The organism is Flagellimonas flava, assembly GCF_050617915.1.
Classification (GTDB): Bacteria; Bacteroidota; Bacteroidia; order Flavobacteriales; family Flavobacteriaceae; genus Flagellimonas; species Flagellimonas flava_A.
The window spans coordinates 60,007-80,384 of record NZ_JBODQE010000006.1 but is presented as its reverse complement, the minus strand read 5'-3'; the positions used below and the strand labels follow the sequence as shown (position 1 = coordinate 80,384).

The 20,378-nt window shown below is 43.1% G+C and carries 22 protein-coding genes and 1 tRNA gene; 16 read left to right on the top strand and 7 right to left on the bottom strand.

What is annotated here, in order from left to right:
• Position 1: 1 nt before the first annotated feature.
• The 5 genes from ftsA (at position 2) to ACRHOZ_RS15600 (ending at position 5,884) form a co-directional block, all read left to right on the top strand.
• Positions 2-1,318, top strand: coding sequence for a cell division protein FtsA (gene ftsA, locus ACRHOZ_RS15620; protein ID WP_431127343.1), 1,317 nt, complete (start codon positions 2-4; stop codon positions 1,316-1,318).
• Between the two features lie 29 nt (positions 1,319-1,347).
• A complete protein-coding gene (ftsZ, locus tag ACRHOZ_RS15615) occupies positions 1,348-3,312 on the top strand; it encodes a cell division protein FtsZ (protein WP_431127340.1) in 1,965 nt (654 codons plus the stop codon).
• Between the two features lie 101 nt (positions 3,313-3,413).
• The gene (locus ACRHOZ_RS15610; RefSeq protein ID WP_420398830.1) at positions 3,414-3,866 is read left to right on the top strand and encodes a GatB/YqeY domain-containing protein; all 453 of its coding nucleotides are present in this window, start codon (positions 3,414-3,416) and stop codon (positions 3,864-3,866) included.
• A gap of 51 nt (positions 3,867-3,917) precedes the next feature.
• Positions 3,918-3,991 (top strand) — tRNA-Arg (locus ACRHOZ_RS15605).
• 306 nt (positions 3,992-4,297) lie between these two features.
• Positions 4,298-5,884, top strand: a complete 1,587-nt coding sequence (locus tag ACRHOZ_RS15600) for an aldehyde dehydrogenase (NADP(+)) (protein ID WP_431127337.1) — start codon at positions 4,298-4,300, stop codon at positions 5,882-5,884.
• 9 nt (positions 5,885-5,893) lie between these two features.
• Here ACRHOZ_RS15600 and ACRHOZ_RS15595 read toward each other — a convergent pair whose 3' ends face one another.
• From ACRHOZ_RS15595 to ACRHOZ_RS15580, 4 genes are read right to left on the bottom strand one after another with little or no spacing between them, the layout of a single operon-like run.
• The gene (locus ACRHOZ_RS15595) at positions 5,894-6,520 is read right to left on the bottom strand and encodes an SCO family protein (protein WP_431127334.1); all 627 of its coding nucleotides are present in this window, start codon (positions 6,518-6,520) and stop codon (positions 5,894-5,896) included.
• Positions 6,521-6,551: 31 nt separating this feature from the next.
• A complete protein-coding gene (locus ACRHOZ_RS15590; RefSeq protein WP_431127331.1) occupies positions 6,552-7,142 on the bottom strand; it encodes a toxin-antitoxin system YwqK family antitoxin in 591 nt (196 codons plus the stop codon).
• Positions 7,129-7,899, bottom strand: a complete 771-nt coding sequence (locus tag ACRHOZ_RS15585) for a YHYH protein (protein ID WP_431127329.1) — start codon at positions 7,897-7,899, stop codon at positions 7,129-7,131. The genes ACRHOZ_RS15590 and ACRHOZ_RS15585 overlap by 14 nt, the downstream gene beginning before the upstream one ends.
• Positions 7,900-7,934: 35 nt before the next feature.
• The gene (locus ACRHOZ_RS15580) at positions 7,935-8,228 is read right to left on the bottom strand and encodes an EF-hand domain-containing protein (RefSeq protein ID WP_431127326.1); all 294 of its coding nucleotides are present in this window, start codon (positions 8,226-8,228) and stop codon (positions 7,935-7,937) included.
• A 127-nt stretch (positions 8,229-8,355) separates the two neighbouring features.
• Between ACRHOZ_RS15580 and ACRHOZ_RS15575 the strand changes: the two genes are divergently transcribed.
• The 11 genes from ACRHOZ_RS15575 (at position 8,356) to ACRHOZ_RS15525 (ending at position 17,868) form a co-directional block, all read left to right on the top strand.
• A complete protein-coding gene (locus tag ACRHOZ_RS15575; protein WP_431127323.1) occupies positions 8,356-8,934 on the top strand; it encodes an RNA polymerase sigma factor in 579 nt (192 codons plus the stop codon).
• Positions 8,935-8,982: 48 nt separating this feature from the next.
• On the top strand, positions 8,983-9,300 hold the full coding sequence (locus ACRHOZ_RS15570) for a hypothetical protein (RefSeq protein ID WP_431127320.1): 318 nt from the start codon (positions 8,983-8,985) through the stop codon (positions 9,298-9,300).
• A gap of 6 nt (positions 9,301-9,306) precedes the next feature.
• Positions 9,307-9,786 carry a Spy/CpxP family protein refolding chaperone gene (locus ACRHOZ_RS15565; protein WP_431127318.1) on the top strand — a complete coding sequence of 160 codons (480 nt, stop codon included), beginning with the start codon at positions 9,307-9,309 and terminating at the stop codon, positions 9,784-9,786.
• Positions 9,787-10,089: 303 nt separating this feature from the next.
• Entirely contained in the window at positions 10,090-11,703 is a 1,614-nt protein-coding gene (locus ACRHOZ_RS15560) for a glutamate synthase-related protein (RefSeq protein ID WP_431127315.1), read from the top strand.
• Between the two features lie 12 nt (positions 11,704-11,715).
• Positions 11,716-13,671 carry a thiamine pyrophosphate-dependent enzyme gene (locus tag ACRHOZ_RS15555; protein ID WP_431127312.1) on the top strand — a complete coding sequence of 652 codons (1,956 nt, stop codon included), beginning with the start codon at positions 11,716-11,718 and terminating at the stop codon, positions 13,669-13,671.
• 187 nt (positions 13,672-13,858) lie between these two features.
• Positions 13,859-14,305, top strand: a complete 447-nt coding sequence (locus ACRHOZ_RS15550; protein ID WP_431127309.1) for a YHS domain-containing (seleno)protein — start codon at positions 13,859-13,861, stop codon at positions 14,303-14,305.
• 113 nt (positions 14,306-14,418) lie between these two features.
• The gene (locus tag ACRHOZ_RS15545) at positions 14,419-15,072 is read left to right on the top strand and encodes a LysE family transporter (protein ID WP_431127306.1); all 654 of its coding nucleotides are present in this window, start codon (positions 14,419-14,421) and stop codon (positions 15,070-15,072) included.
• 5 nt (positions 15,073-15,077) lie between these two features.
• Positions 15,078-15,563 carry a DinB family protein gene (locus tag ACRHOZ_RS15540; protein WP_431127304.1) on the top strand — a complete coding sequence of 162 codons (486 nt, stop codon included), beginning with the start codon at positions 15,078-15,080 and terminating at the stop codon, positions 15,561-15,563.
• Positions 15,551-16,273 (top strand): NRDE family protein, encoded by a 723-nt coding sequence (locus ACRHOZ_RS15535; protein ID WP_431127301.1) that lies wholly within the window; start codon positions 15,551-15,553, stop codon positions 16,271-16,273. Before ACRHOZ_RS15540 ends, ACRHOZ_RS15535 begins: the two co-directional genes overlap by 13 nt.
• Positions 16,273-17,316: a D-alanine--D-alanine ligase gene (locus ACRHOZ_RS15530; RefSeq protein WP_431127298.1), complete on the top strand. Its 1,044-nt coding sequence runs from the start codon at positions 16,273-16,275 to the stop codon at positions 17,314-17,316. Before ACRHOZ_RS15535 ends, ACRHOZ_RS15530 begins: the two co-directional genes overlap by 1 nt.
• A complete protein-coding gene (locus ACRHOZ_RS15525) occupies positions 17,317-17,868 on the top strand; it encodes a hypothetical protein (RefSeq protein WP_431127295.1) in 552 nt (183 codons plus the stop codon). It begins immediately after the preceding gene.
• On the opposite strand, the gene ACRHOZ_RS15520 is transcribed toward ACRHOZ_RS15525, so the two are convergent.
• The 3 genes from ACRHOZ_RS15520 to rpe all read right to left on the bottom strand — a co-directional run bounded on the left by ACRHOZ_RS15520 (position 17,860) and on the right by rpe (position 20,337).
• Positions 17,860-18,612 carry a hypothetical protein gene (locus tag ACRHOZ_RS15520; protein ID WP_431127292.1) on the bottom strand — a complete coding sequence of 251 codons (753 nt, stop codon included), beginning with the start codon at positions 18,610-18,612 and terminating at the stop codon, positions 17,860-17,862. The genes ACRHOZ_RS15525 and ACRHOZ_RS15520 overlap by 9 nt on opposite strands.
• A 79-nt stretch (positions 18,613-18,691) precedes the next feature.
• Positions 18,692-19,678 (bottom strand): YpdA family putative bacillithiol disulfide reductase, encoded by a 987-nt coding sequence (locus ACRHOZ_RS15515; RefSeq protein WP_431127289.1) that lies wholly within the window; start codon positions 19,676-19,678, stop codon positions 18,692-18,694.
• The gene (gene rpe, locus ACRHOZ_RS15510) at positions 19,678-20,337 is read right to left on the bottom strand and encodes a ribulose-phosphate 3-epimerase (protein WP_431127286.1); all 660 of its coding nucleotides are present in this window, start codon (positions 20,335-20,337) and stop codon (positions 19,678-19,680) included. The genes ACRHOZ_RS15515 and rpe overlap by 1 nt, the downstream gene beginning before the upstream one ends.
• Positions 20,338-20,378 lie beyond the last annotated feature (41 nt).

Sequence of the window (20,378 nt, the reverse complement as noted above, 5' to 3'; positions counted from 1 at the left end):
TATGGAACAGGGGAATTATTCAGTTGGATTGGACATTGGAACTACCAAGATCGTAGCGATCATTGGAAGGGAAAATGATTACGGAAAAATTGAAATTTTAGGAACCGGTAGATCCAAGAGTTTGGGTGTGCACCGTGGGGTGGTCAATAACATTACCCAAACCATTTCTTCCATCCAGCAAGCGGTGGAACAGGCAGAGTTGAATTCGGGTCTGAAGATTGGATCGGTTGTTGTAGGCATTGCTGGGCAGCATATAAGAAGCCTTCAACATAGCGACTATATCACCCGTCCCAATTCCGAGGAAGTCATAGATGATGATGATTTGGAAAAACTGTGTAACCAAGTGTACAAATTGGTCATGCTTCCCGGGGAAGAGATCATCCATGTTTTGCCACAGGAATATAAGGTGGACGGTCAATCGGAGATTAAGGAGCCCAAAGGAATGTATGGCGGCCGATTGGAAGCTAATTTCCATGTGGTAGTAGGGCAAGTTTCGTCCATCAAGAATATTGGTCGATGCATCAAAAGTGCAGGACTTGATCTGGGCAACATCACCTTAGAGCCTTTGGCCTCGGCAGAAGCAGTTTTAAGTCAAGAAGAAAAGGAAGCGGGAGTTGCCTTGATCGATATAGGAGGTGGAACCACGGATTTGGCCATTTTTAAGGATGGTATCATTCGACACACCTCTGTTATCCCTTTCGGAGGAAACGTTATCACTGAAGATATCAAGGAAGGTTGTTCCATTATTGAGAAACAGGCGGAGCTTTTGAAAATCAAATTTGGATCCGCATGGCCAGGAGAGAACAAGGACAACGAAATTGTTTCCATTCCTGGACTAAGAGGGCGCGAACCTAAGGAAATCACCCTGAAAAACCTTTCCAAGATTATCCATGCCAGAGTAGTGGAAATTGTGGAGCAGGTTTATGTGGAGATAAAAAATTACGGCCACGAAGAGCAAAAGAAAAAACTTATTGCCGGAATAGTTTTGACCGGTGGTGGAAGCCAATTGAAACATTTGAAGCAATTGGTGGAATATATCACAGGAATGGACACCCGTATTGGGTATCCAAACGAACATTTGGCCGGCGATTCTGATGAGGAAATTGCCAGCCCATTGTATGCTACGGCCGTAGGGCTGTTGATGAACGCTTTGGAAACAACGAACAGGCAGCATGCGGTTGAGGAGGAAGCAATTGTTGAAGAGGAAAAGGTACTTGTTGGCCAAGAGCACGCGGGAAGCACTTCCCATAAAGAACGCAAATCGATATTTGACAAATGGTCCGAGAAATTGAAGGACTTTTTGGATAACGCAGAATAATAACCCCATTAAAACGAAACACAACTGTCATGAGTAAGAGCACCGAATTTGACAACATCGCTTTTGATCTCCCCAAAAACAAAAGCAACGTAATTAAGGTAATCGGCGTTGGTGGAGGTGGTGGAAACGCCATCAATCACATGTTCCAAGCCGGAATCAACGGAGTGGACTTTGTCATCTGCAACACAGATGCGCAAGCCCTGCAAAACAGCCCAATTCCCAATAAAATCCAGTTGGGGGTTTCCCTAACGGAAGGATTGGGAGCTGGAGCCAATCCCGAAATTGGCGAGCAAGCAGCCTTGGAAAGCATGGAAGAGGTTAAGGGTATGCTGGAGAGCAATACCAAAATGGCATTTATCACCGCAGGAATGGGTGGTGGAACGGGGACAGGTGCTGCCCCGATCATAGCCAAGGTAGCGAGGGAGATGGATGTGCTTACCGTGGGGATCGTGACCATACCTTTTCAGTTTGAAGGAGCCATGCGTAACAAACAAGCGCAGGCTGGGATAGAAAAATTAAGGGCCAATGTGGATTCACTGATTGTGATCAACAACAACAAGCTTCGCGAAGTTTATGGAAATTTAGGGTTCAAGGCAGGTTTTTCCAAAGCGGATGAAGTATTGGCAACGGCAGCAAGGGGTATTGCCGAAGTTATTACACACCATTACACCCAAAACATTGACCTCAGGGATGCTAAAACAGTGCTTTCCAATAGTGGTACGGCCATAATGGGCTCTTCCACGGCATCTGGGTCGGCAAGGGCCAGTGAGGCAATAATGAAAGCCTTGGATTCTCCATTGTTGAACGATAACAAGATCAATGGCGCCAAAAATGTGCTATTGCTGATAGTTTCGGGAACCCAAGAAATTACCATTGATGAAATTGGGGAAATCAATGATTATATCCAGATAGAAGCAGGTCATAGCGCCAATATTATCATGGGTGTTGGGGAAGATGAGAATTTGGGAGATGCCATTGCGGTAACTGTTATTGCAACGGGATTTAATGTGGATCAACAAGACCATATTGTAAACACGGAGAGCAAAAAAGTGTTTTACACTTTGGAAGATGAGCAAACCGCTGAGCAAGAGTTGACCCCTGAAGCAACATCCGTACAAGAAATTAAATTGGAGAAACCTCCAGTCAAGGAGGAACCTGAGGTGGTGCGACATACGTTGGACATGGAGGAAGAAGTGAGCGAACCTGAACTTGTTCCCCAAGAGGTTGAGTCAGATTTGATTCCGACCACCAACTACATCAGAAACTTCAATGTTTTCTATGAGGAAGTTGTTCCAGAAAATGTAGAGGACGACTTTGTGATCATTGAAGCTAAAAGTATCCTAAATGATATTGAGGTTGTTGATCCCGAAATTCTGGCACCAAAAGCCGAGGAAGATCAGTTTGCTTTGACCTTTGACATGCCATTGAATGCCATCGAGCCGGAGGAAGATGAAACCCAGCATACCATCACTTTCGATTTGGATGACGATACCATTAAAGAAATTGATGTAGAGGAGTATGTAGAAGTAAAGCCAGTGTTGGAATACAACAAGCAAGGTGAAACTCGATATGATTTGGAGGAATATATGGAATTGGAGACACAACTGACGGGAGCAAAATCAGTTGCCGAGACCCATGAGCCTAAATTGGTGGAAAATGAGTTGGTTTTTGAGAAAAAGACCATAAAACCGCAAGCTTCCACAGGAGATAAGGCCTCTGGGGACCAAGACCCGTTCAATAGCTCCATCAGTGATATGCTGAAGGACAGAGCTGATGAACGTAGAAAAAAACTGAAAAATTTCAATTATAAGTTTCAGAATAACAGAAACAGCATAGATGAAATAGAGAAGCAGCCAGCCTATAAAAGGCAGGGGGTTGATATATCAGATACGCCCAAAGAGCAAAAGGTTTCCCGCACCACATTGAGTGAGGATAGCAATGACGAAATGCAGTTGCGTTCCAACAACTCCTTTTTGCACGATAATGTTGATTAGTAGTGTTTAAATTGTATCCATTTTAAATGGAAATGATAAGCCCGATGGTTAAGAGACTTTCGGGTTTATTTTTTTATCTTCGCAGCCCAAAATAATTTCAAATGGGTTTGCAGGAAAAAGTTATGACGGAAATGAAAGCGGCAATGAAGGCAAAAGATGCTGTTGCCCTTGAGTCATTACGTGCTATAAAATCTGCCATTTTGTTGGCTAAAACAGATAAAGGTGCGGGAGGAGAACTTTCTGAGGAAGATGAGATTAAATTGGTACAGAAGTTGGTAAAACAACGCAAGGACAGTGCTACCATCTTTACCGAGCAGGGAAGAGATGATTTAGCTGCTCCTGAGCTTGCCCAGGTTGCAGTTATTGAAAAGTTTTTGCCAGAACAATTGACTGAAGAGGAAATTGAAAAGGTGGTTGTTCAGACCATTGATGCAGTAGGTGCAGAAGGGATGAAAGATATGGGAAAGGTGATGGGAATGGTTTCCAAGGAATTGGCTGGTCAGGCAGACGGAAAGACCATTTCAAGTATTGTTAAGGCAAAATTGAGTAGCTAAGTGCTGGATTCCTGCCTTCGCAGGAATGACATATTGATAACAAATTTAATTGGCCCAGTAGTTCAACTGGATAGAATATCAGATTTCGGCTCTGAGGGTTGGGGGTTCGAATCCTCCCTGGGTCACGAATAAATAGTTCGATTAGAAAAAACGCCAAGCTTGCTTGAGCGTTTTTTTGTTTGAACTATTTTCAAAGCGGAGCTTTGTGAGGATATCCAATCCGTCGCATCGAAGTTCACCGAATTAAAGGAGGTCCTTGCTTGAGCGTTTTTTGTTTGAACTATTTTCAAAGCGGAGCTTTGTGAGGATATCCAATCCGTTTGATGGAAGTTCATCGGTGCAAAAAAGTCATCCCTAATCCATCCATTATTTTCCTTTTTCCTTTGTTTGGATCCTACTACCTTTAGCCACTAATTATAATCTGGACAATTATGCATTTGAGTGGGAAAAATATCCTTGGAAATGATCAATCGGCGGAAGGTGCAACTACTTTTTACGCCAATAATCCTGCAACAGGTGATGCATTGGAGGTTGCATTTACCGAAGCTACCCAAGCCGAAGTGGACAAGGCTGTTGAATTGGCTGAATCCGCCTTTGACGTTTACAGACAAAAGTCTGGAATGGAACGTGCGGAATTTTTGGAGACCATAGCCTCTGAGCTTGCCAAAATTGTGACCTCCCTTGTTGAAAGGTGTACGTTGGAAACTGGACTCCCAGAAGGTAGGTTAAAGGGCGAATTGGGAAGAACCACGGGACAATTGAGATTGTTTGCGAGTTTATTGCGCGAAGGTTCATGGGTTGATGCCAGGATAGATCGTGCCAATCCCGATAGAACCCCGGTGCCCAAACCGGATACCCGTCAAATGCAAATAGCACTTGGGCCTGTAGGGGTCTTTGGCGCCAGTAATTTTCCCTTGGCTTTTTCCGTGGCTGGAGGAGACACAGCTTCTGCACTTGCTGCGGGCTGCCCAGTAGTCGTAAAAGCGCATCCCGCGCATCCTGGAACTTCGGAATTGGTGGGACAAGCCATTGCCAATGCAGCTCACCTATGCAACATGCCCAATGGGGTCTTTTCATTGGTACATGGGGCATCCATTGCCGTGGGTCAGGCCATTGTGAGACATCCTTTGATAAAAGCCATTGGTTTTACAGGATCTTTTAGAGGCGGAAAGGCACTTTTTGACGAAGCCGCCAGACGCGAGGAACCCATTCCCGTATATGCCGAAATGGGAAGTTCCAATCCAGTTTTTATGTTACCTGGAGCATTGAAAGAGAATTTTGGAAGTTTGGCCGCAGGTCTTGCTGGCTCGGTGCAATTAGGCGTGGGACAATTCTGTACCAATCCTGGAATTACCATTGTACCCAAATCAGAAGATGCAGCCAATTTTGAAAAAGAATTAGAGAAGCAAATTACAACTTCAGAGTCGGCTACCATGTTGACCGAGGCTATTCAAAAAAACTATGTTTCCGGTTTGGAGACCTTAAAATCGAAAAGCGAGGTGACATCACTTGGAAAAGGGAGCCAAACGGATGGGGGCGCTCAGGGTACCGCGGAAGTACTTACTGCTACTGCAACGGATTTTATTGCCGACAAGGAAATGGAAGAGGAGATTTTTGGACCTTCCACGCTTTTGGTCAAATCCGAAAATAAGGAAGAGATGCTTGAAATTGCCAAGAATCTCAATGGGCATCTCACAGCAACCGTGCATGGTACCGATGAAGATCTAAAGGAATATGCAGATCTACTCAAGTTGTTGGAAAGAAAAGTGGGTCGATTGCTCATCAATTCTTTTCCTACGGGAGTGGAAGTATGCCATTCCATGGTTCATGGAGGGCCTTTCCCAGCAACATCGGATGCTAGGATGACCTCTGTGGGAACAGAAGCCATAACACGCTTTACAAGACCTATTTGTTACCAAGGTTTCCCGGATTCCCTGCTACCTGATGAATTAAAAGATGGGAACCCACTTAATATTTTGAGGCTGGAAGACGGTACCTATCAATTGCCAAGATCCTAAAGGGTAAGCTTACTCCTCTTCTTGCAGTGTCTTGATATCGGCTATAAGCTGATGGATTGCTGTTTTGTTGAGCCCGTTATAGATTCCACGGATATGTCTCTTTTTATCAATGAGAACAAAGTTTTCCGTGTGGAGAAATTCGTCCATGGATTTTTGAAAGCCTAAATCTTCCTCAACAAAATAGGCGAATCGCCCAAGGTTATAGATATCTCTGCGCTCTCCGGTGACCAAATGCCATTTGTTTTCCAAAACGCCTTTGGTCTCTGCATAATGTCTTAGGATGGGAACAGAGTCAAGCTGGGGAGTAACAGAATGGGACAACAAAAGAATCTCCTCGTCGTCCTTAAACGCTTGTTGGATAAGGTTCATGTTCTCGGTCATCTTGGGGCATATTCCTGGACAAGAAGTAAAGAAAAAGTCGGTGACGTAGATTTTGTTGTCAAAAGTCTTTTCCGTAATCGTATCACCCAATTGATTTATCAATTTGAAATTGGGAATCCTATGCAGGCCGTATATGGAATCACTTTTGGGATTGACCCATTTAGGGGTAAATGAAGGGTCATCATAATAGGGCAACATAGCGACCCTGCTTTCCTTTTTGGTCGGATGGTTTTCCTTGCATTGATAACTTAGCATAGCTATCAAACATAACAAGATAAAAATTTGGCTATTTCTGAACGATTTCATCCTTAAGTTCATAGCATAGATTTGAGCGTTTCAATCCAAAAAAGCGACCATTTTTGGCCTCGTAGTTGGCATAGATCTTCCCGGACGCAAGCCAAGCCTGTTGAAGACCTTCTTCTTTTCCCAAATTCAAACGGGTGACCCTAGCAAGTTGTCCAGTGGGATACCATTTGCACTGCTCCCCATGTTTGACTCCCATCCTATATTGTGAAGTGGTGCTTAGGATGCCATTTGGCCACCAGGACTTATATTCCCCGTTAAGCCTATTTCGAACATAATTCCCTTGGCTGCGAAGCATTCCTGAACTGAACCACTTTCTGGCCATTCCCTCTTTCTTTCCTTGGAAATACCCAATTTGTTCTGCCAATACGCCATTTGGATGGTAGTTTAAGGCGTATCCCGTAAAAGGTTGGCCTTCATAATACCAAACCCCTTTCAAAGGGTTGAGGACTAGTTCTTCCTTAAAAACTTCTTGCCCTTCCATTAGGATACTTTTTCCCAAAGGGAAAGATGGACCGCTATCCATGGATAAAATGGATAACAGTCCAACAAAGGCACATTTAGTTAATTGCATTGGGACTACCTTGATAATCACCTGGAAAAATGACATAATACTCATTCAAGTAAAGTTCGTTCTCAATATGATAGTGATATTCGGCCTCATCCGTATGTTGTGTGGTGGAGGTGTGTCCTCCAGAAGCGTCCAAATCGGTAGGATAGTCTCCGGTGGAATTACATTTTCTACCATAAATGAAGAAACCGTCTGCCATAATTCCAATAAGGTTGTCATCGTCCTCGGACCAAGCAGTGGGTTCCAAATGGTAGTGGTATTCGGCAGGGCCAATGTGCCCTCCTGTATAGTCCAAAGATGCAGCTGCTTCGTTAAGCGGACCACTTCCTTCCTGATCGTTAAATATAGCTGCCCCACTTATGGCAATTCCTATAGCACCCATATTGGTGGAGGAACTGCTGGATGCCAGTTCCGGACTTTGGGGAACCCTTAGGGTAGCTTCTCCGTTAAAATTCGGGATGATACTTGGGGTGGTTTCTACATCTGGTTCGTCCAAATATAAATCTTGACCCACTCCCCAATATACGGTGGAGTGATTTGGAAGTCCGTTGGTCTCTATGACTACATTGGTACCCTCAAGATAAATATCCGTATTAGCCTCATCAAACTCTGAAAATGCGGCATGCAATTCTCCAGTAGTTGTAATTTCTCCATCATCGCCATCTTCCGCATCCGAGCTGCATGCAATAAACCCGGCCAGTATCATGGACATTAAAGTAGATCCACTGATTAATTGTTGTATAATCGATTTCTTTTTCATTGTATTGGGATTTGAAATATTAGACCTTAATGCTATTATTGGTTTTTCTCCCTTCTTTTGGGTTTTGGAGCTTTATCGAATTCCTCTTCTGAGATATAACCATCTTCGTTCAGGTCCACTTTGGCAAAGTCCTTTTTCAATGGTCCCTTTACTTCTTCCTCAGAAAGCTTTCCATCTTCGTTGGCGTCCATTTTTTCCAAAAGCATTTCAAAAGAGGGCGGTCCTTTTCTTTCTCCTCTATTTGATCCTTCTTGGGCAGTTAACTGACAGGAAAAAAGTGCAGCTGCAGTCACTGCTAGAATTCCAAATGTTGTCTTCTTTTTAATCATTGTTCAATTGTTTTACATTTCTAGTTTAGATGTGAACCCGTAAAAAAACTTGTGGGCTTAGGTGATTTTTTTTGGATGATGGTTCCAAAAAAGCTTATAAATTGCGATAGGAACAAGCGCTAATTCATTGGAAGACAATCAGTTTTTACAAGATCTGAAGGACAAAAAACAATCTGCCTATAGCAGACTGTTGGATGAATATCAGGCAAAGGTTTTCAATACCTGTCTTTCCTTTGTGCCCAATAGGGAGGATGCGGAAGATATAGCCCAGGAAGTATTTGTGGAGGTGTACCATGCCATTTCCAAATTCAAGGGAGAAGCCAGATTGTCTACATGGATCTATAGGATTTCAGTGAACAAAAGCTTGGAATTCATTCGGAAAAAGAATGCAAAAAAACGGTTTGGTTTTATGCAGTCCATTACAGGGAACATGGTTCCCATGGATAAATCCACCTATTTTACCGAATTTGACCATCCTGGGATACAGCTGGAAAACAAGGAACGAAATGAAACTTTGTTTCAGGCCATAAACAGATTACCGGAAGCCCAGCGTGTGGTTTTTACGCTGCACAAAATTGATGGATTGAGTTATAAGGAAGTGGCCGCCATTACCAACAAAAGTGTTTCCTCAGTTGAATCGCTTTTGTTTCGAGCTAAAAAGAACTTGCAGAAAATATTGGCCCATTTTTATAAAAGTGAAAAATAAGCGCAAGTTTCAATAAGAAATAACATCTAAAGAAATAACATAAAAACAATGGATGCTAAAAAAACTACACAACAAGAGATAGATAAAATACTGGAGTCCGCAGATGGCATTGAGGCTGTCAATACCCCGCCATTTTTTAAGGATAAGGTGCTCAGAAAACTGATGGACTTGGAAGAAGTTAAGCCGCAATTGGATGTTTTGGCCTGGTTTGTTCCCAAATATCAAATTGCCGTTTTATTACTTTTTGCTGCGCTAAATTTTGCCGCGTTGTACCTTTATAACAGTTCCAATAAACAGGATGAGCTTCAGACTTTTGCAGAATCCTATAATTTGTCTGGCTCGGATAATACCTCTTTCCTAAATTAGACACCGATGAAAAATAAGTTAATTGCAGCCATACTATTTTTCTTGATGATCATGAACGGGGTATTGCTTTACCTTGTGCTATCAGAACCTGGACCTCGGAAAAGACCGCCGCATGATTTTATCATCAATGAGTTGAATTTGACAGCGGACCAAACCCAAGAATTCAGAATGTTGGAGGGGGAACATCGCATACGTATGAAAACAATGGATGGCCAACTTCGGGAAATGAGGCATATGCTTTTTTCCAATACCCAAAATGAGGATTTTTTGGAAAGAAAAAGAGATTCCATTGTTGAGCTTATGGGTTGGCTCCATCAGCAAAAGGATTTGGAGGTGTTCAACCATTTTAAGCGTATTGGAGATCTATGTACCCCAGAACAACGGAAAGTTTTGGAAAGCATATTAAGTGAGACGCTTAGAAGAGGCCCGGGAAGAAAAGGCCCGCCCGAAGGACATATGGGTCCTCCACCTCCTAGAGAGCATTAAAAAATAGTCTTTCAAAGGATTTGTATGATCAAGCGCAAGTTTAGCACCACGTTTGCATCTAAACCTTTTCTGTATTGAACTACTTGGGTTTAATTACCAGTGTGGTTGTAGATTTTTGGTTAGCAAACGTCCAGGGATTGTGAAATCTTTGGGCGTTTTTGTTTGGGCATACCCCTAAAATGGAAATCTGACCATTTTGTGCTATCTTAAGTAGGAATTGGGCTCGGCTTAAAACGCTCTGATGTAATGAGTTTTATTTGGGCTCGACCTAAGTTTTATATCTAACCTAAATACCCAACAAATATGTCTCAGAAATTGATTGAAATAGCCAAGGTGTCACAACTGAAAGCTAAAGAACCTTCCTATGCCCTCGTTAAAAACACAGATTTGGTCATTGTTAAGCACGAAACAGGGATATCGGTGCTATATGGAAGATGTCACCACAGAGGGGCCTTGTTGGCAGATGGGCATATAGATGGGAAAAACTTGATTTGTGGGGTACACGGTTGGGACTACCGATACGATACTGGGATTAGTGAATACAATAACGATGAACAACTGCACAAGTTCCAGGAATACATTGAGGGGGATTCACTGCAAATTGACGAAAATGAAGTAGCACAGTTTGAACAGCAGCATCCGCAACCTTTTGACAGGGAGGCTTATCTCGGAACTTATGCGGACACCCACCCGGAAGATACGGAACCTTATACGGGTTATATCAAGGAATTGGCCAGAAATGGTTTAAAAAATCTAGGACATCATGGTTTTTCCGCCTCTATGGGCGTGGATAGGAATACGCTGCCCAAATGGAGCGATATTCAATTTTTACCTGCCCAGTTGGCCACACGACCTTTGCTGGATCACGAGGAAGTTTCCACCAAGGTGACCATTGGCCCAAAAGCAAAAAAACCGTTGGTTTTGGACATTCCCCTTTTTGTTAGTGACATGAGTTTTGGGGCATTGAGCAGGGAAGCAAAAATTGCCCTGTCCAAAGGAGCAGAGATGGCCGGTACGGGTATTTGCTCTGGGGAAGGGGGCATGCTGCCGGACGAACAAAAGAACAATTCCAGATATTTTTACGAGTTGGCTTCGGCCCAGTTTGGTTTTAGCTGGGACAAATTGGACAAGGTCCAAGCCTTTCATTTTAAAGGAGGCCAGGGAGCCAAGACGGGAACCGGGGGTCATTTGCCCGGAAATAAAGTGAGCAAGGAAATAGCTGAGGTTCGAGGTCTAAAAGAAGGAGAAACTGCTATTAGCCCAGCCACTTTTCCTGATTTTCATGGAGTGGAAGATTTTAAGGCCTTTGCCCAAAAAGTGAGGGAGCGCACGGGAGGAATTCCCATCGGTTTTAAGATTGCGGCCAGCCATATCGAAAAAGACATCCAGTTTGCCCTGGATGTGGGAGTGGATTATATTATTTTGGATGGAAGGGGAGGTGGAACAGGCTCGGCACCAACCATCTTAAGGGATAATATCAATGTCCCTACGATTCCCGCACTGGCCAGAGCTAGAAAATATCTGGACAAGGTTGGAGCAACAGATGTTTCTTTGGTAATTACGGGAGGACTTCGTATTGCTGAAGATTTTTCAAAGGCGATGATGTTGGGTGCAGATGCCATTGCGGTATCCAATTCCGCTATCCAGGCCGTTGGATGCTTGGGAATGCGAGCCTGCGGGAGTAACAACTGCCCTGTGGGAATTGCTACCCAAAAAGAACATCTGAGAAGCCGATTGATTGTGGATGCATCGGCCAAACAATTGTATAATTTTTTCTCCGCCACCAACGATTTGATTAAGGTAGTGGCGCGTTCATGCGGTTATGACGACATTGCCAAGTTCAACCATGATGATTTGTCAACTTTTAATAAGGAAATGCATGAACTTACGGGAATTAACTATGCAGGAATAAAATAAACGAATCAATCTATGGCTACTTCAAAGAAAAAGGTATGGTACAAGGTACTGGATAATAAGAATGAGTTGCCCGAAGGACGGGTGAAAACCGTTACTGCTGCGCACAAGGGAATATGTCTTACCCATTTCAAGGGTAAATTTTCAGCCTTGGATAACAAATGTCCCCATCAGGGAGGCCCGTTGGGAGAAGGATCCATTGAAAATGGGATGCTGCGTTGTCCTTGGCATGGGTGGGATTTTAATCCACAAACCGGGGTTCCGCCGGGGGGATATGATGATGGCATTGAAACCTTTGAAGTCAAAGAGGAAAACAATGCCATTTATGTGGGAGTGGAGGAGGAAGTGCCCCATGAAACCACGGTTTCGGACATCATGGTAGAGACCATGGTCAACTGGGGAGTGACCAAGGTTTTTGGAATGGTGGGCCATTCCAATTTGGGTTTTGCAGACGCCATGAAGCGTATGGAGCAAAAGGGCAAATTGAATTTTTATGGAATTAGACATGAAGGGGCAGCTGCGTTCGCGGCTTCAGCTTATGGCAAATTGACAGGGAAGCCAGCCGCATGTTTCTCCATAGCAGGCCCTGGTGCTACCAATATGTTTACTGGAATGTGGGACGCCAAGGTGGATAGAGCCCCTTTATTGGCATTGTCAGGTCAGGTGGCTACCCAAGTGGTGGGAACCGGAAATTTTCAAGAAGTTGACCTGGTTCAGGCTTTTGGAAGTGTGGCTGAATTTAACCATAGAGTGCAAAGTGACAGTAGACATGCGGAATTGATGTCATTAGCTGTCAAACACGCCATTCTTAAGCGGGATGTTTCCCATTTGACCTTTCCCGATGAGGTTCAGGAACGAAAAGCCAAGCCTTATGCCAAGGCAAAAACTCCTGAAAATAGAATGACCACTCTGGAAATTGCTCCACCAAAAGAGGCGGTGAAAGAGGCAGTGGATTTGATCAAAAAGGCCAAGAGACCCGTGATTATTTTGGGTCATGGAGCCAGGGCACATAAAAAACAACTGGCTGCTTTCGCTGAACAATTGAATGCTCCAGTGGTGACCACCTTTAAAGGGAAGGGCCTTATTTCAGATCATCATCCCTTGGGAGGAGGGGTTTTGGGCAGGAGCGGAACGCCTATTGCATCATGGTTTATGAACGAATCAGATTTGTTGATTGTCTTTGGTGCCTCCTTTTCAAATCACACGGGGATTACCCCTAAAAAACCGATTATCCAAGTGGACTTTGATCCCTTGGCACTAAGTAAATTCCATAAAGTTGAAGTGGCCGTATGGGGTGAAATCTCCAGAACTTTGGAAATTTTTGGGGAAGAACTAAAATCAGGCATAAATGCTCTGGATCAAACCAAGGAAGTGGCCGAGCGCTGGAAAATATGGAAAGAGGAGAAGGCCAAGCGCCTTTTGGAAACTTCAGATAACGGGGTGAGTTCCATTGCGGTCTTTGATGCTATGAATAAGCTAACCCCTGAAAACGCTGTAATGTGTGTTGATGTGGGGAATAATGCCTATTCTTTTGGACGTTATTTTGAATCCAAGGAGCAGGATTTTCTAATGTCAGGCTATTTGGGTTCCATTGGTTTTGCCTTGCCTGCGGCCATGGGGGCATGGACGGCTGTTGGGGATGAGAGACCTGTTGTTGCTGTTGCAGGGGATGGCGGTCTCTGTCAGTACTTGGCTGAAATCACCACCTTGGTCAAGTATAAAATGCCCATAAAATTGATTGTGTTGAACAATCATGAACTGGGTAAAATATCCAAAGAACAACGTGCTGGGGAATTTGATGTATGGCAAACCTCCCTCTCCAATCCTAATTTTGCCGAATTTGCCCAGTCCTGCGGTGCCTGGGGTAAGCGTGTGGAAAATCAAGAACATTTGAAGGCTGCAATGGAAGAACTTTTTGAAGAAAACGGCCCAGCTGTTTTGGAAGTGATCACTGATGTGAATCTGATTTAAGTGGCATCTTTCCATTCCCATTTGTCGGTGGGAATGAAAGGAATCCCTTGGCATAAAGACATAATATCATATGTAGTCCAACTCCTTGAACGGGTTAGTGGGATGGAAAAAACGAGGGACTGGTACCAGATAGGTATTGATATCAACACCAGTCAAACACTAGATAAAAAATCTTCAATCTATTAATATGAAAAGAATACTGATTTTAGCATTTTTCTTTACGGGAGCCCTAATGTATGGGCAATCCAAGCATGTAAACACCAAAAAAGGGTATGCGGCCAATGGGTATGACGTAGTTGCATACTTTAATGGCAAGGCAGAGGAAGGAAGTAAAAAATATAAGGCAAACCATGCTGGGATTGACTATAAGTTTTCATCCGAGGAAAACTTGAATACGTTCAAGGCCAATCCGGATAAATTTGTTCCCCAGTATGGCGGATATTGTGCATATGCCGTTGCAGTCTCAGGAAAAAGGGTCAACGTTAATCCCGAAACCTATGAAATTCGGGATGATAAACTCTATTTATTCTATAATTCCGGAAACACAAACACTTTGGAGCTTTGGTTGAAGGAATCCCCGGAAAAATTAAGAACCAAGGCGGATCAGAACTGGAGCAATCTCATTGCCGATTAATCTTAAGCTTAGGTTAAATTTGCAATTCTTCGCTTCAAATTTGGTTTAGGCTGTTAGGTATCCCTATTTTAGAGACTATAATAAACAATGTTTTAGCGAACACTTGTTGTCAAATGAATAAGCACGCAAAGGTTGGTTTTTATGGTGTATTGGTTAGCTTTTTGGGAGCATTGCCCTTGGGAACGCTTAACCTCACTGCCTTTGATATTGCAGCTTCCCAAGGTTTAACTGCTGCTATTTGGTTCGCACTGGCCGTAGTGCTTGTAGAGTTGACCGTGGTTAGACTTACATTACTGGGAAATGAACATTTGCAATTTGGGGAGAAGTTTTCATCATACCTAATACTATTGGGAATTGCGTTGTTGTTGTATCTGTCAATTTCCAGTTTTCAAGCTTCGATGCGTTTAGCAAATATGGAGCAACAAATCACGGCTTTGCCCAAGATAAGTTCGGCCTTTGTGCTAGGATTGTTGTTAAGCGCCCTCAATCCTTTACAAGTTCCCTTTTGGATGACATGGAACAAGGTGCTCTCCAACAAAGGAGTGCTTAAAAGTACCAAAGGTCACTACAATTTTTATCTTGCTGGGATAGGATTTGGATCCTTATTGGGTCTTGGAGTTTTTATTGCAGCAGGAAAATTCATTTTTGCCAACTACGGTAACTATACCATGATTACCAACATATTTATGGGATTGCTCTATTTGGGCTTCGCTATTTATCTCGGGTATTTGTTGCTTAAAAAACGTCTTAAACTAAAAATTCAATAAACCATATGTTCAGGTCTTCCATTAACACATTGGAACAATTCAAGGAAATTCTGCTGCAATTGCCAGAAGGATGCTATACACATTCTTGCGCTGTGCTTTCCAACAGCAGTATTGGTCAACATACCCGACATATCATTGAGCTGTATCTATGTCTTCTCAAAGGATATCAGAATGCGGATGTGTCCTACGACAATAGGGAAAGGAACAAGCGCATAGAACAGGAACTCCCATTTGCCATTGAGCAACTTGAATTGATACAGGAACATTTGGAGAAACCTAACAAGGCCGTTAAGGTCACCTATGAACTCTGTGGGGAGAAAACTTGTCTGGAATCCAATTACTTTCGTGAGGTAATGTACAATCTGGAACATACCATTCACCACCACGCCTTAATCAAAGTAGGTATACAGCATTTCACCCAAATGGAGCTTCCGGAATCGTTTGGAGTGGCTCCATCCACGCTTCAATACAGACAAGCATGTGTACAGTAAGCTATATATCAAGACAGGGACGTTGCTTTATTACATCCAATAGGGATGAGCATATCTCCCGTCCGATAGCTTTGGAACCACAGGAACAAGTTGTCAATTCGGTTAAACTGTTGTTTCCAAAAGATCCACAAGCAGGCGGTACCTGGTTTGCCATCAATGAATTTGGAGCGGTAGCCGTATTGTTGAATGGTGCCTTTGAAAACCATGAACGCAAATTGCCCTATGCTCGGAGTAGGGGCCTGATTTTGTTGGACGTAATAGCCAACCCGGAACCACAGGTAGCTTTACAGACCATGGAGTTGAAACAGGTTGAACCCTTTACCTTGGTTTTGTATGTCGGTGCAGATTTATTGGAACTTCGATGGGACGGAGAAAAGAAACATCTAAAGCAGTTGGATGCTGGAAAAGACCATATCTGGTCCTCTGTAACTTTGTATGATGAGAAGGCCATTGCTCTGCGCGAATCCTTGTTTGAAGATTTCATTGCCACTACCAAAGAAATTACGGAGTCTAAAATTGTTGATTTTCATTCCAATAACCATCAGGATTTTGAAAACGGCTTTATTATCGACAGAAATACGGGTCTCAAAACCTTTAGCGTAACCCAAATGGTTTTGGATCAAGACAAAGCGTCTATGGCACATTTTGATTTATTGAACGATAAAGCATACCATATCCCATTTTCACCCAAAACACCGGCAACGACATAATGGATACGTGGAAATTAAAATGGCATAAACTAACACACTGGGAATATTGGCCCCTATGGGCCATATATTATCCCCTGTTCCCGGTATGGCTTTATTTTTCATTGAAAGCCCGTTCCTTTTTCTTTTTCAATGCAGCCAATCCCTCTATGAAAAATGGGGGTATGGCCATGGAGTCCAAAATGGATATTTACAAGCTGATTCCCCAAGAACATATCCCTCAAACCCTGTTTGTTTCCAAGGAAGCCAATCCAGCAATGATGTTGGAGAACATTCTGGATAGCGGTATTTCGTTCCCATTTATTGCAAAGCCGGATATTGGAATGAAGGCTTTCGGGGTCGAAAAAATTCACAACAAGGATGAATTTCAGGGGTATTTTGCAAAGACACCCGAGAATTTTTTAGTGCAAGAACTTATTCCACACACCAAGGAGGTGGGTATTTTTTATGTCCGTATTCCTGGGGATGAAAATGGTAAAATCACTGGAATAGTATCCAAAGAGTTTTTGTCCGTGATTGGTGATGGCAAAAGTTCCATTGAGCAGCTTATCAAGAAAAATCCAAGAAGTCATTTGCAGCTAAAAGCACTGCAGAAAAAGTTTGGAGCTGGGTTAAAGCAAGTGTTGGGCCCGGACGAAGAATTTATCTTGGTGCCTTTCGGAAGTCATACCCGCGGAGCCAAATTTGTGGATATTACCCATAAATTGAATGAGGGGCTATCCAAAACCATTGATGGTATATGCTCCAGAATGAACGGCTTTTACTATGGTCGTTTGGATGTCCTTTACCATTCTTTGGAGGACCTTGCGGAAGGCAAGAATTTCAGCATTATTGAAATTAACGGGGCAGGGGGAGAAGCCACGCATATTTATGACCCAAAACATTCCCTGTTTTTTGCTTGGAGGGAAATTACCAAGCATTGGAATTATATGAACAAGATCAGCATTCTGAACCACCAAATGGGTCACTCTTATTTGAGTTTTAGGGATGGAAGGGAAATGCTGCGGGCCAATGGCGCCCTGGAGGCCCAATTAAGAGTGATTTAAATGGACAAAAGAGCACTTTTAGGTTTGTTTCTAGTGGTAGGTATATGGTATTCACATGCACAGGAGACAGCAGTAGGTGTTTCTTTTCAAGTATATCCGGCCGGTTTTATCCCAACCTTGAATTTTGAACACGAGGTAAACGAAAATACTTCCCTGCTGTTTAGGGCAGGTGCAAACTTCACCGATAGAAAGGATTTCAGTGATGTCAACATATCCGAAGAAGGAGATGGTTTTGGGGGAACTGTGGGGCTTAGGAAACACTTTCCCTCTGGTAACGGAAAGTTTATTGCGGGCCTAAACTTGGATGTTTGGAGCATGCATATCGATTGGACAGATATGGGCCCTGCAGATAGAATCATTTCGGGAAGTACCTATATTCTGGTAGTACAGCCTTGGTTGGAAGGAGGGTACTTTTTGCCTTTTAAAAAGTCGAATTCGGAGATTGGACTTACGTTGGGATTAGGTAGGGAAATCAATGCCATTACCAGTGGTGAAGAAGTGGAACAAGGCTTTATTGCAAGTATTTCCCTTCAGTATTTGATTTTACTCTAGATTTTTATAACGCGCCAAGGCCTCTTGGAAAAATTGCACCGCCATATCCTTGGTTAAACCGGATACGGGCAATACTGCACCCTTGAATGCATCATTTACCCATTTCCCACGAGTCAAGGATTTGAAGGCCCAGGTTCGGAGGGCATCGTGGCCACGATACCCGCTAATGTACAGGTAAAGGTCATCAACAAGAGTGTCGGGGATGGCCATGCCCAAACCAATCGACTTTCCAGAACCGTCATTTAAGGCCGTAAAGGCCCCCGTATCAAAATGGTGTGGCCAGATTCGGATTTCCGAAACCAATTCTTCCTTTTCCAGAAAAGAAGCCAAAGCCTGTTGTGCCAAGGTTCTGGATTGAATTAAATGTTCTACTTGATCTGCATTGGACAACTCAAATTTGAAATTGTCATCCATACTATAGGGTAGTGAATAGTGCAAATCAAAGTGATATGACGGTAAACCCAATTGTTCTGACGTTTTCTTCAACCATGTTACAACTTCCTCATGACCCTTCCCTCTTAAATCCATGGTAAGTTCTTCTGCGGAAGACCACGCCAAAGCAAACTCTCTATAATTTAGAAATAATTGTGTTCCAGTTGAATCCAGTGGCCAGGTTTCCAAGCGCGCTTTGTCTATTGAAAAACCAAGGTTGGTATGGCTATCATCCGCTTTTTTCTCCAAAAAACTGATACCGGAAGTGGCTAGGTATTGGGCAGCAAGATGCAATTGTTGAAGCATTTCCATGGCGATATTTTATAGGTACTCCCTTAAAAATACGGAATTTTGGGATGCGTTTGAAGCGGTTGTCGGACTTTGGTCTGACTTAGGATTTCTGCACCAATTGCATTTTTTCTACAATGCTGTTAATGATGATGGGAGCGTGAATTCTTGAATTCTCAATAAACCATTTATGGGTTTCCATACCCCCGCAGATTACCCCTGCCAAAAACAAACCTTCAACATTGGTTTCCATGGTATCGGGATTGTACTTGGGAAGTTTTTTATCGTCATCGGATAATTCAATCCCCAATTGTTCCAAAAACTCAAAATTGGGCATGTAACCTGTCAAGGCCAGCACAAAGTCGTTTTGGAGATTAAGATCTCCTTCTGGGGTATTAATAATGATTTCGGTATCTTTTATTTCCTTGATGATGGAATTGTAATAGGCCTTTATACTCCCTTCCTTAATCCGATTGATGATATCTGGTCTCACCCAGTATTTAACCCGTTGCCCCACCTCAGGACCACGGATGATCAGGGTTACTTCGGCTCCTTTCCGCCAGCATTCAAGTGCGGCGTCTATGGCTGAATTGCTTGCTCCCACAATGGCAAGTTTTTGACTTGCGTAAAAATGGGGATCCTTGTAATAATGGGATACTTTGGGCAGCTTTTCTCCAGGAACATTGATCTTGTTGGGGAGATCGTAAAACCCTGTGGCCACAATAATGTGTTTCCCTCTGTATTCGGATTTATCTGTTTGAACCCAAAATTCATCCACTTCCTTTTTGACCTGAAGCACTTTTTCGAAAAGATGGATGTTCAATTGGTTGGAAGTGACAATTCTGCGATAGTATTCCAGGGCTTCATTGCGTTTGGGCTTGGCTTCCTTACTGATAAAGGGGATTTCATCAATCTCCAATTTTTCCGAAGAAGAAAAAAATTGCATGTTGATGGGGTAATTGAACAGCGAATTGACGATGGGTCCTTTCTCGATGATTAAATACGTTAAGCCTTGCTTTTTTGCCTCCAGCCCACAAGCGATGCCAATGGGGCCGCCACCAACAATAATGATATCAAACTTCTCCTGCATTATGCAATCTGTTCTTTTAAAGCTTTTATGGTCGTGGTTGGATCATCACTCTTAAAAACAAAGCTTCCAGCCACTAGTACATCTGCCCCAACTTCCACTAGCTTCCTGGCATTGGTCGCATTTACCCCTCCATCAATTTCAATTAGGGTGTTGGAATTCTTTTGTTCGATCAGATTTTTTAGGTCTGCAACTTTTTGATAGGTGTTCTCAATAAAGGATTGTCCTCCAAATCCGGGGTTTACACTCATCAGGCAAACCAAATCAATATCTTGGATAGTGTCTTCCAATAATTTTATGGAAGTGTGGGGATTCAAAGCCACCCCAGCTTTCATACCTTCGGCCTTAATGGACTGAAGCGTTCGATGCAAATGATTGCAGGCTTCGTAGTGAACCGTCAAATTATGGGAACCTAAATCCGCAAAGGTTTTGATATATCGATCAGGGTCAACGATCATTAGATGTACATCCAAGGTTTTTTGGGTGTGTTGGGCCATGGCCTTGATCACGGGCATCCCAAACGAAATGTTCGGGACAAAAACCCCATCCATTACATCCAAATGAAACCAATCGGCCTCACTTTGGTTTACCATTTCAATATCTCGTTGTAAGTTGGCAAAGTCGGCTGCCAAAAGGGAAGGTGCAACTAATTTTTTATGCATCGGAATAAAACTTACACAAAAATAGCGAAATGATCCGGCTT

Coding starts and splice junctions, on each gene's coding strand:
- ACRHOZ_RS15545 (WP_431127306.1), top strand. CDS start 14,419: ATGAATAAGCACGCAAAGGTTGGTTTTTATGGTGTATTGGTTAGCTTT.
- ACRHOZ_RS15570 (WP_431127320.1), top strand. CDS start 8,983: ATGGATGCTAAAAAAACTACACAACAAGAGATAGATAAAATACTGGAG.
- ACRHOZ_RS15565 (WP_431127318.1), top strand. CDS start 9,307: ATGAAAAATAAGTTAATTGCAGCCATACTATTTTTCTTGATGATCATG.
- ACRHOZ_RS15555 (WP_431127312.1), top strand. CDS start 11,716: ATGGCTACTTCAAAGAAAAAGGTATGGTACAAGGTACTGGATAATAAG.
- ACRHOZ_RS15595 (WP_431127334.1), bottom strand. CDS start 6,520: ATGCTAAGTTATCAATGCAAGGAAAACCATCCGACCAAAAAGGAAAGC.
- ACRHOZ_RS15530 (WP_431127298.1), top strand. CDS start 16,273: ATGGATACGTGGAAATTAAAATGGCATAAACTAACACACTGGGAATAT.
- ACRHOZ_RS15600 (WP_431127337.1), top strand. CDS start 4,298: ATGCATTTGAGTGGGAAAAATATCCTTGGAAATGATCAATCGGCGGAA.
- ACRHOZ_RS15540 (WP_431127304.1), top strand. CDS start 15,078: ATGTTCAGGTCTTCCATTAACACATTGGAACAATTCAAGGAAATTCTG.
- ACRHOZ_RS15535 (WP_431127301.1), top strand. CDS start 15,551: ATGTGTACAGTAAGCTATATATCAAGACAGGGACGTTGCTTTATTACA.
- ACRHOZ_RS15610 (WP_420398830.1), top strand. CDS start 3,414: ATGGGTTTGCAGGAAAAAGTTATGACGGAAATGAAAGCGGCAATGAAG.
- ACRHOZ_RS15580 (WP_431127326.1), bottom strand. CDS start 8,228: ATGATTAAAAAGAAGACAACATTTGGAATTCTAGCAGTGACTGCAGCT.
- ACRHOZ_RS15590 (WP_431127331.1), bottom strand. CDS start 7,142: ATGCAATTAACTAAATGTGCCTTTGTTGGACTGTTATCCATTTTATCC.
- ACRHOZ_RS15515 (WP_431127289.1), bottom strand. CDS start 19,678: ATGCAGGAGAAGTTTGATATCATTATTGTTGGTGGCGGCCCCATTGGC.
- ftsA (WP_431127343.1), top strand. CDS start 2: ATGGAACAGGGGAATTATTCAGTTGGATTGGACATTGGAACTACCAAG.
- ftsZ (WP_431127340.1), top strand. CDS start 1,348: ATGAGTAAGAGCACCGAATTTGACAACATCGCTTTTGATCTCCCCAAA.
- ACRHOZ_RS15525 (WP_431127295.1), top strand. CDS start 17,317: ATGGACAAAAGAGCACTTTTAGGTTTGTTTCTAGTGGTAGGTATATGG.
- ACRHOZ_RS15585 (WP_431127329.1), bottom strand. CDS start 7,899: ATGAAAAAGAAATCGATTATACAACAATTAATCAGTGGATCTACTTTA.
- ACRHOZ_RS15550 (WP_431127309.1), top strand. CDS start 13,859: ATGAAAAGAATACTGATTTTAGCATTTTTCTTTACGGGAGCCCTAATG.
- ACRHOZ_RS15560 (WP_431127315.1), top strand. CDS start 10,090: ATGTCTCAGAAATTGATTGAAATAGCCAAGGTGTCACAACTGAAAGCT.
- ACRHOZ_RS15520 (WP_431127292.1), bottom strand. CDS start 18,612: ATGGAAATGCTTCAACAATTGCATCTTGCTGCCCAATACCTAGCCACT.
- rpe (WP_431127286.1), bottom strand. CDS start 20,337: ATGCATAAAAAATTAGTTGCACCTTCCCTTTTGGCAGCCGACTTTGCC.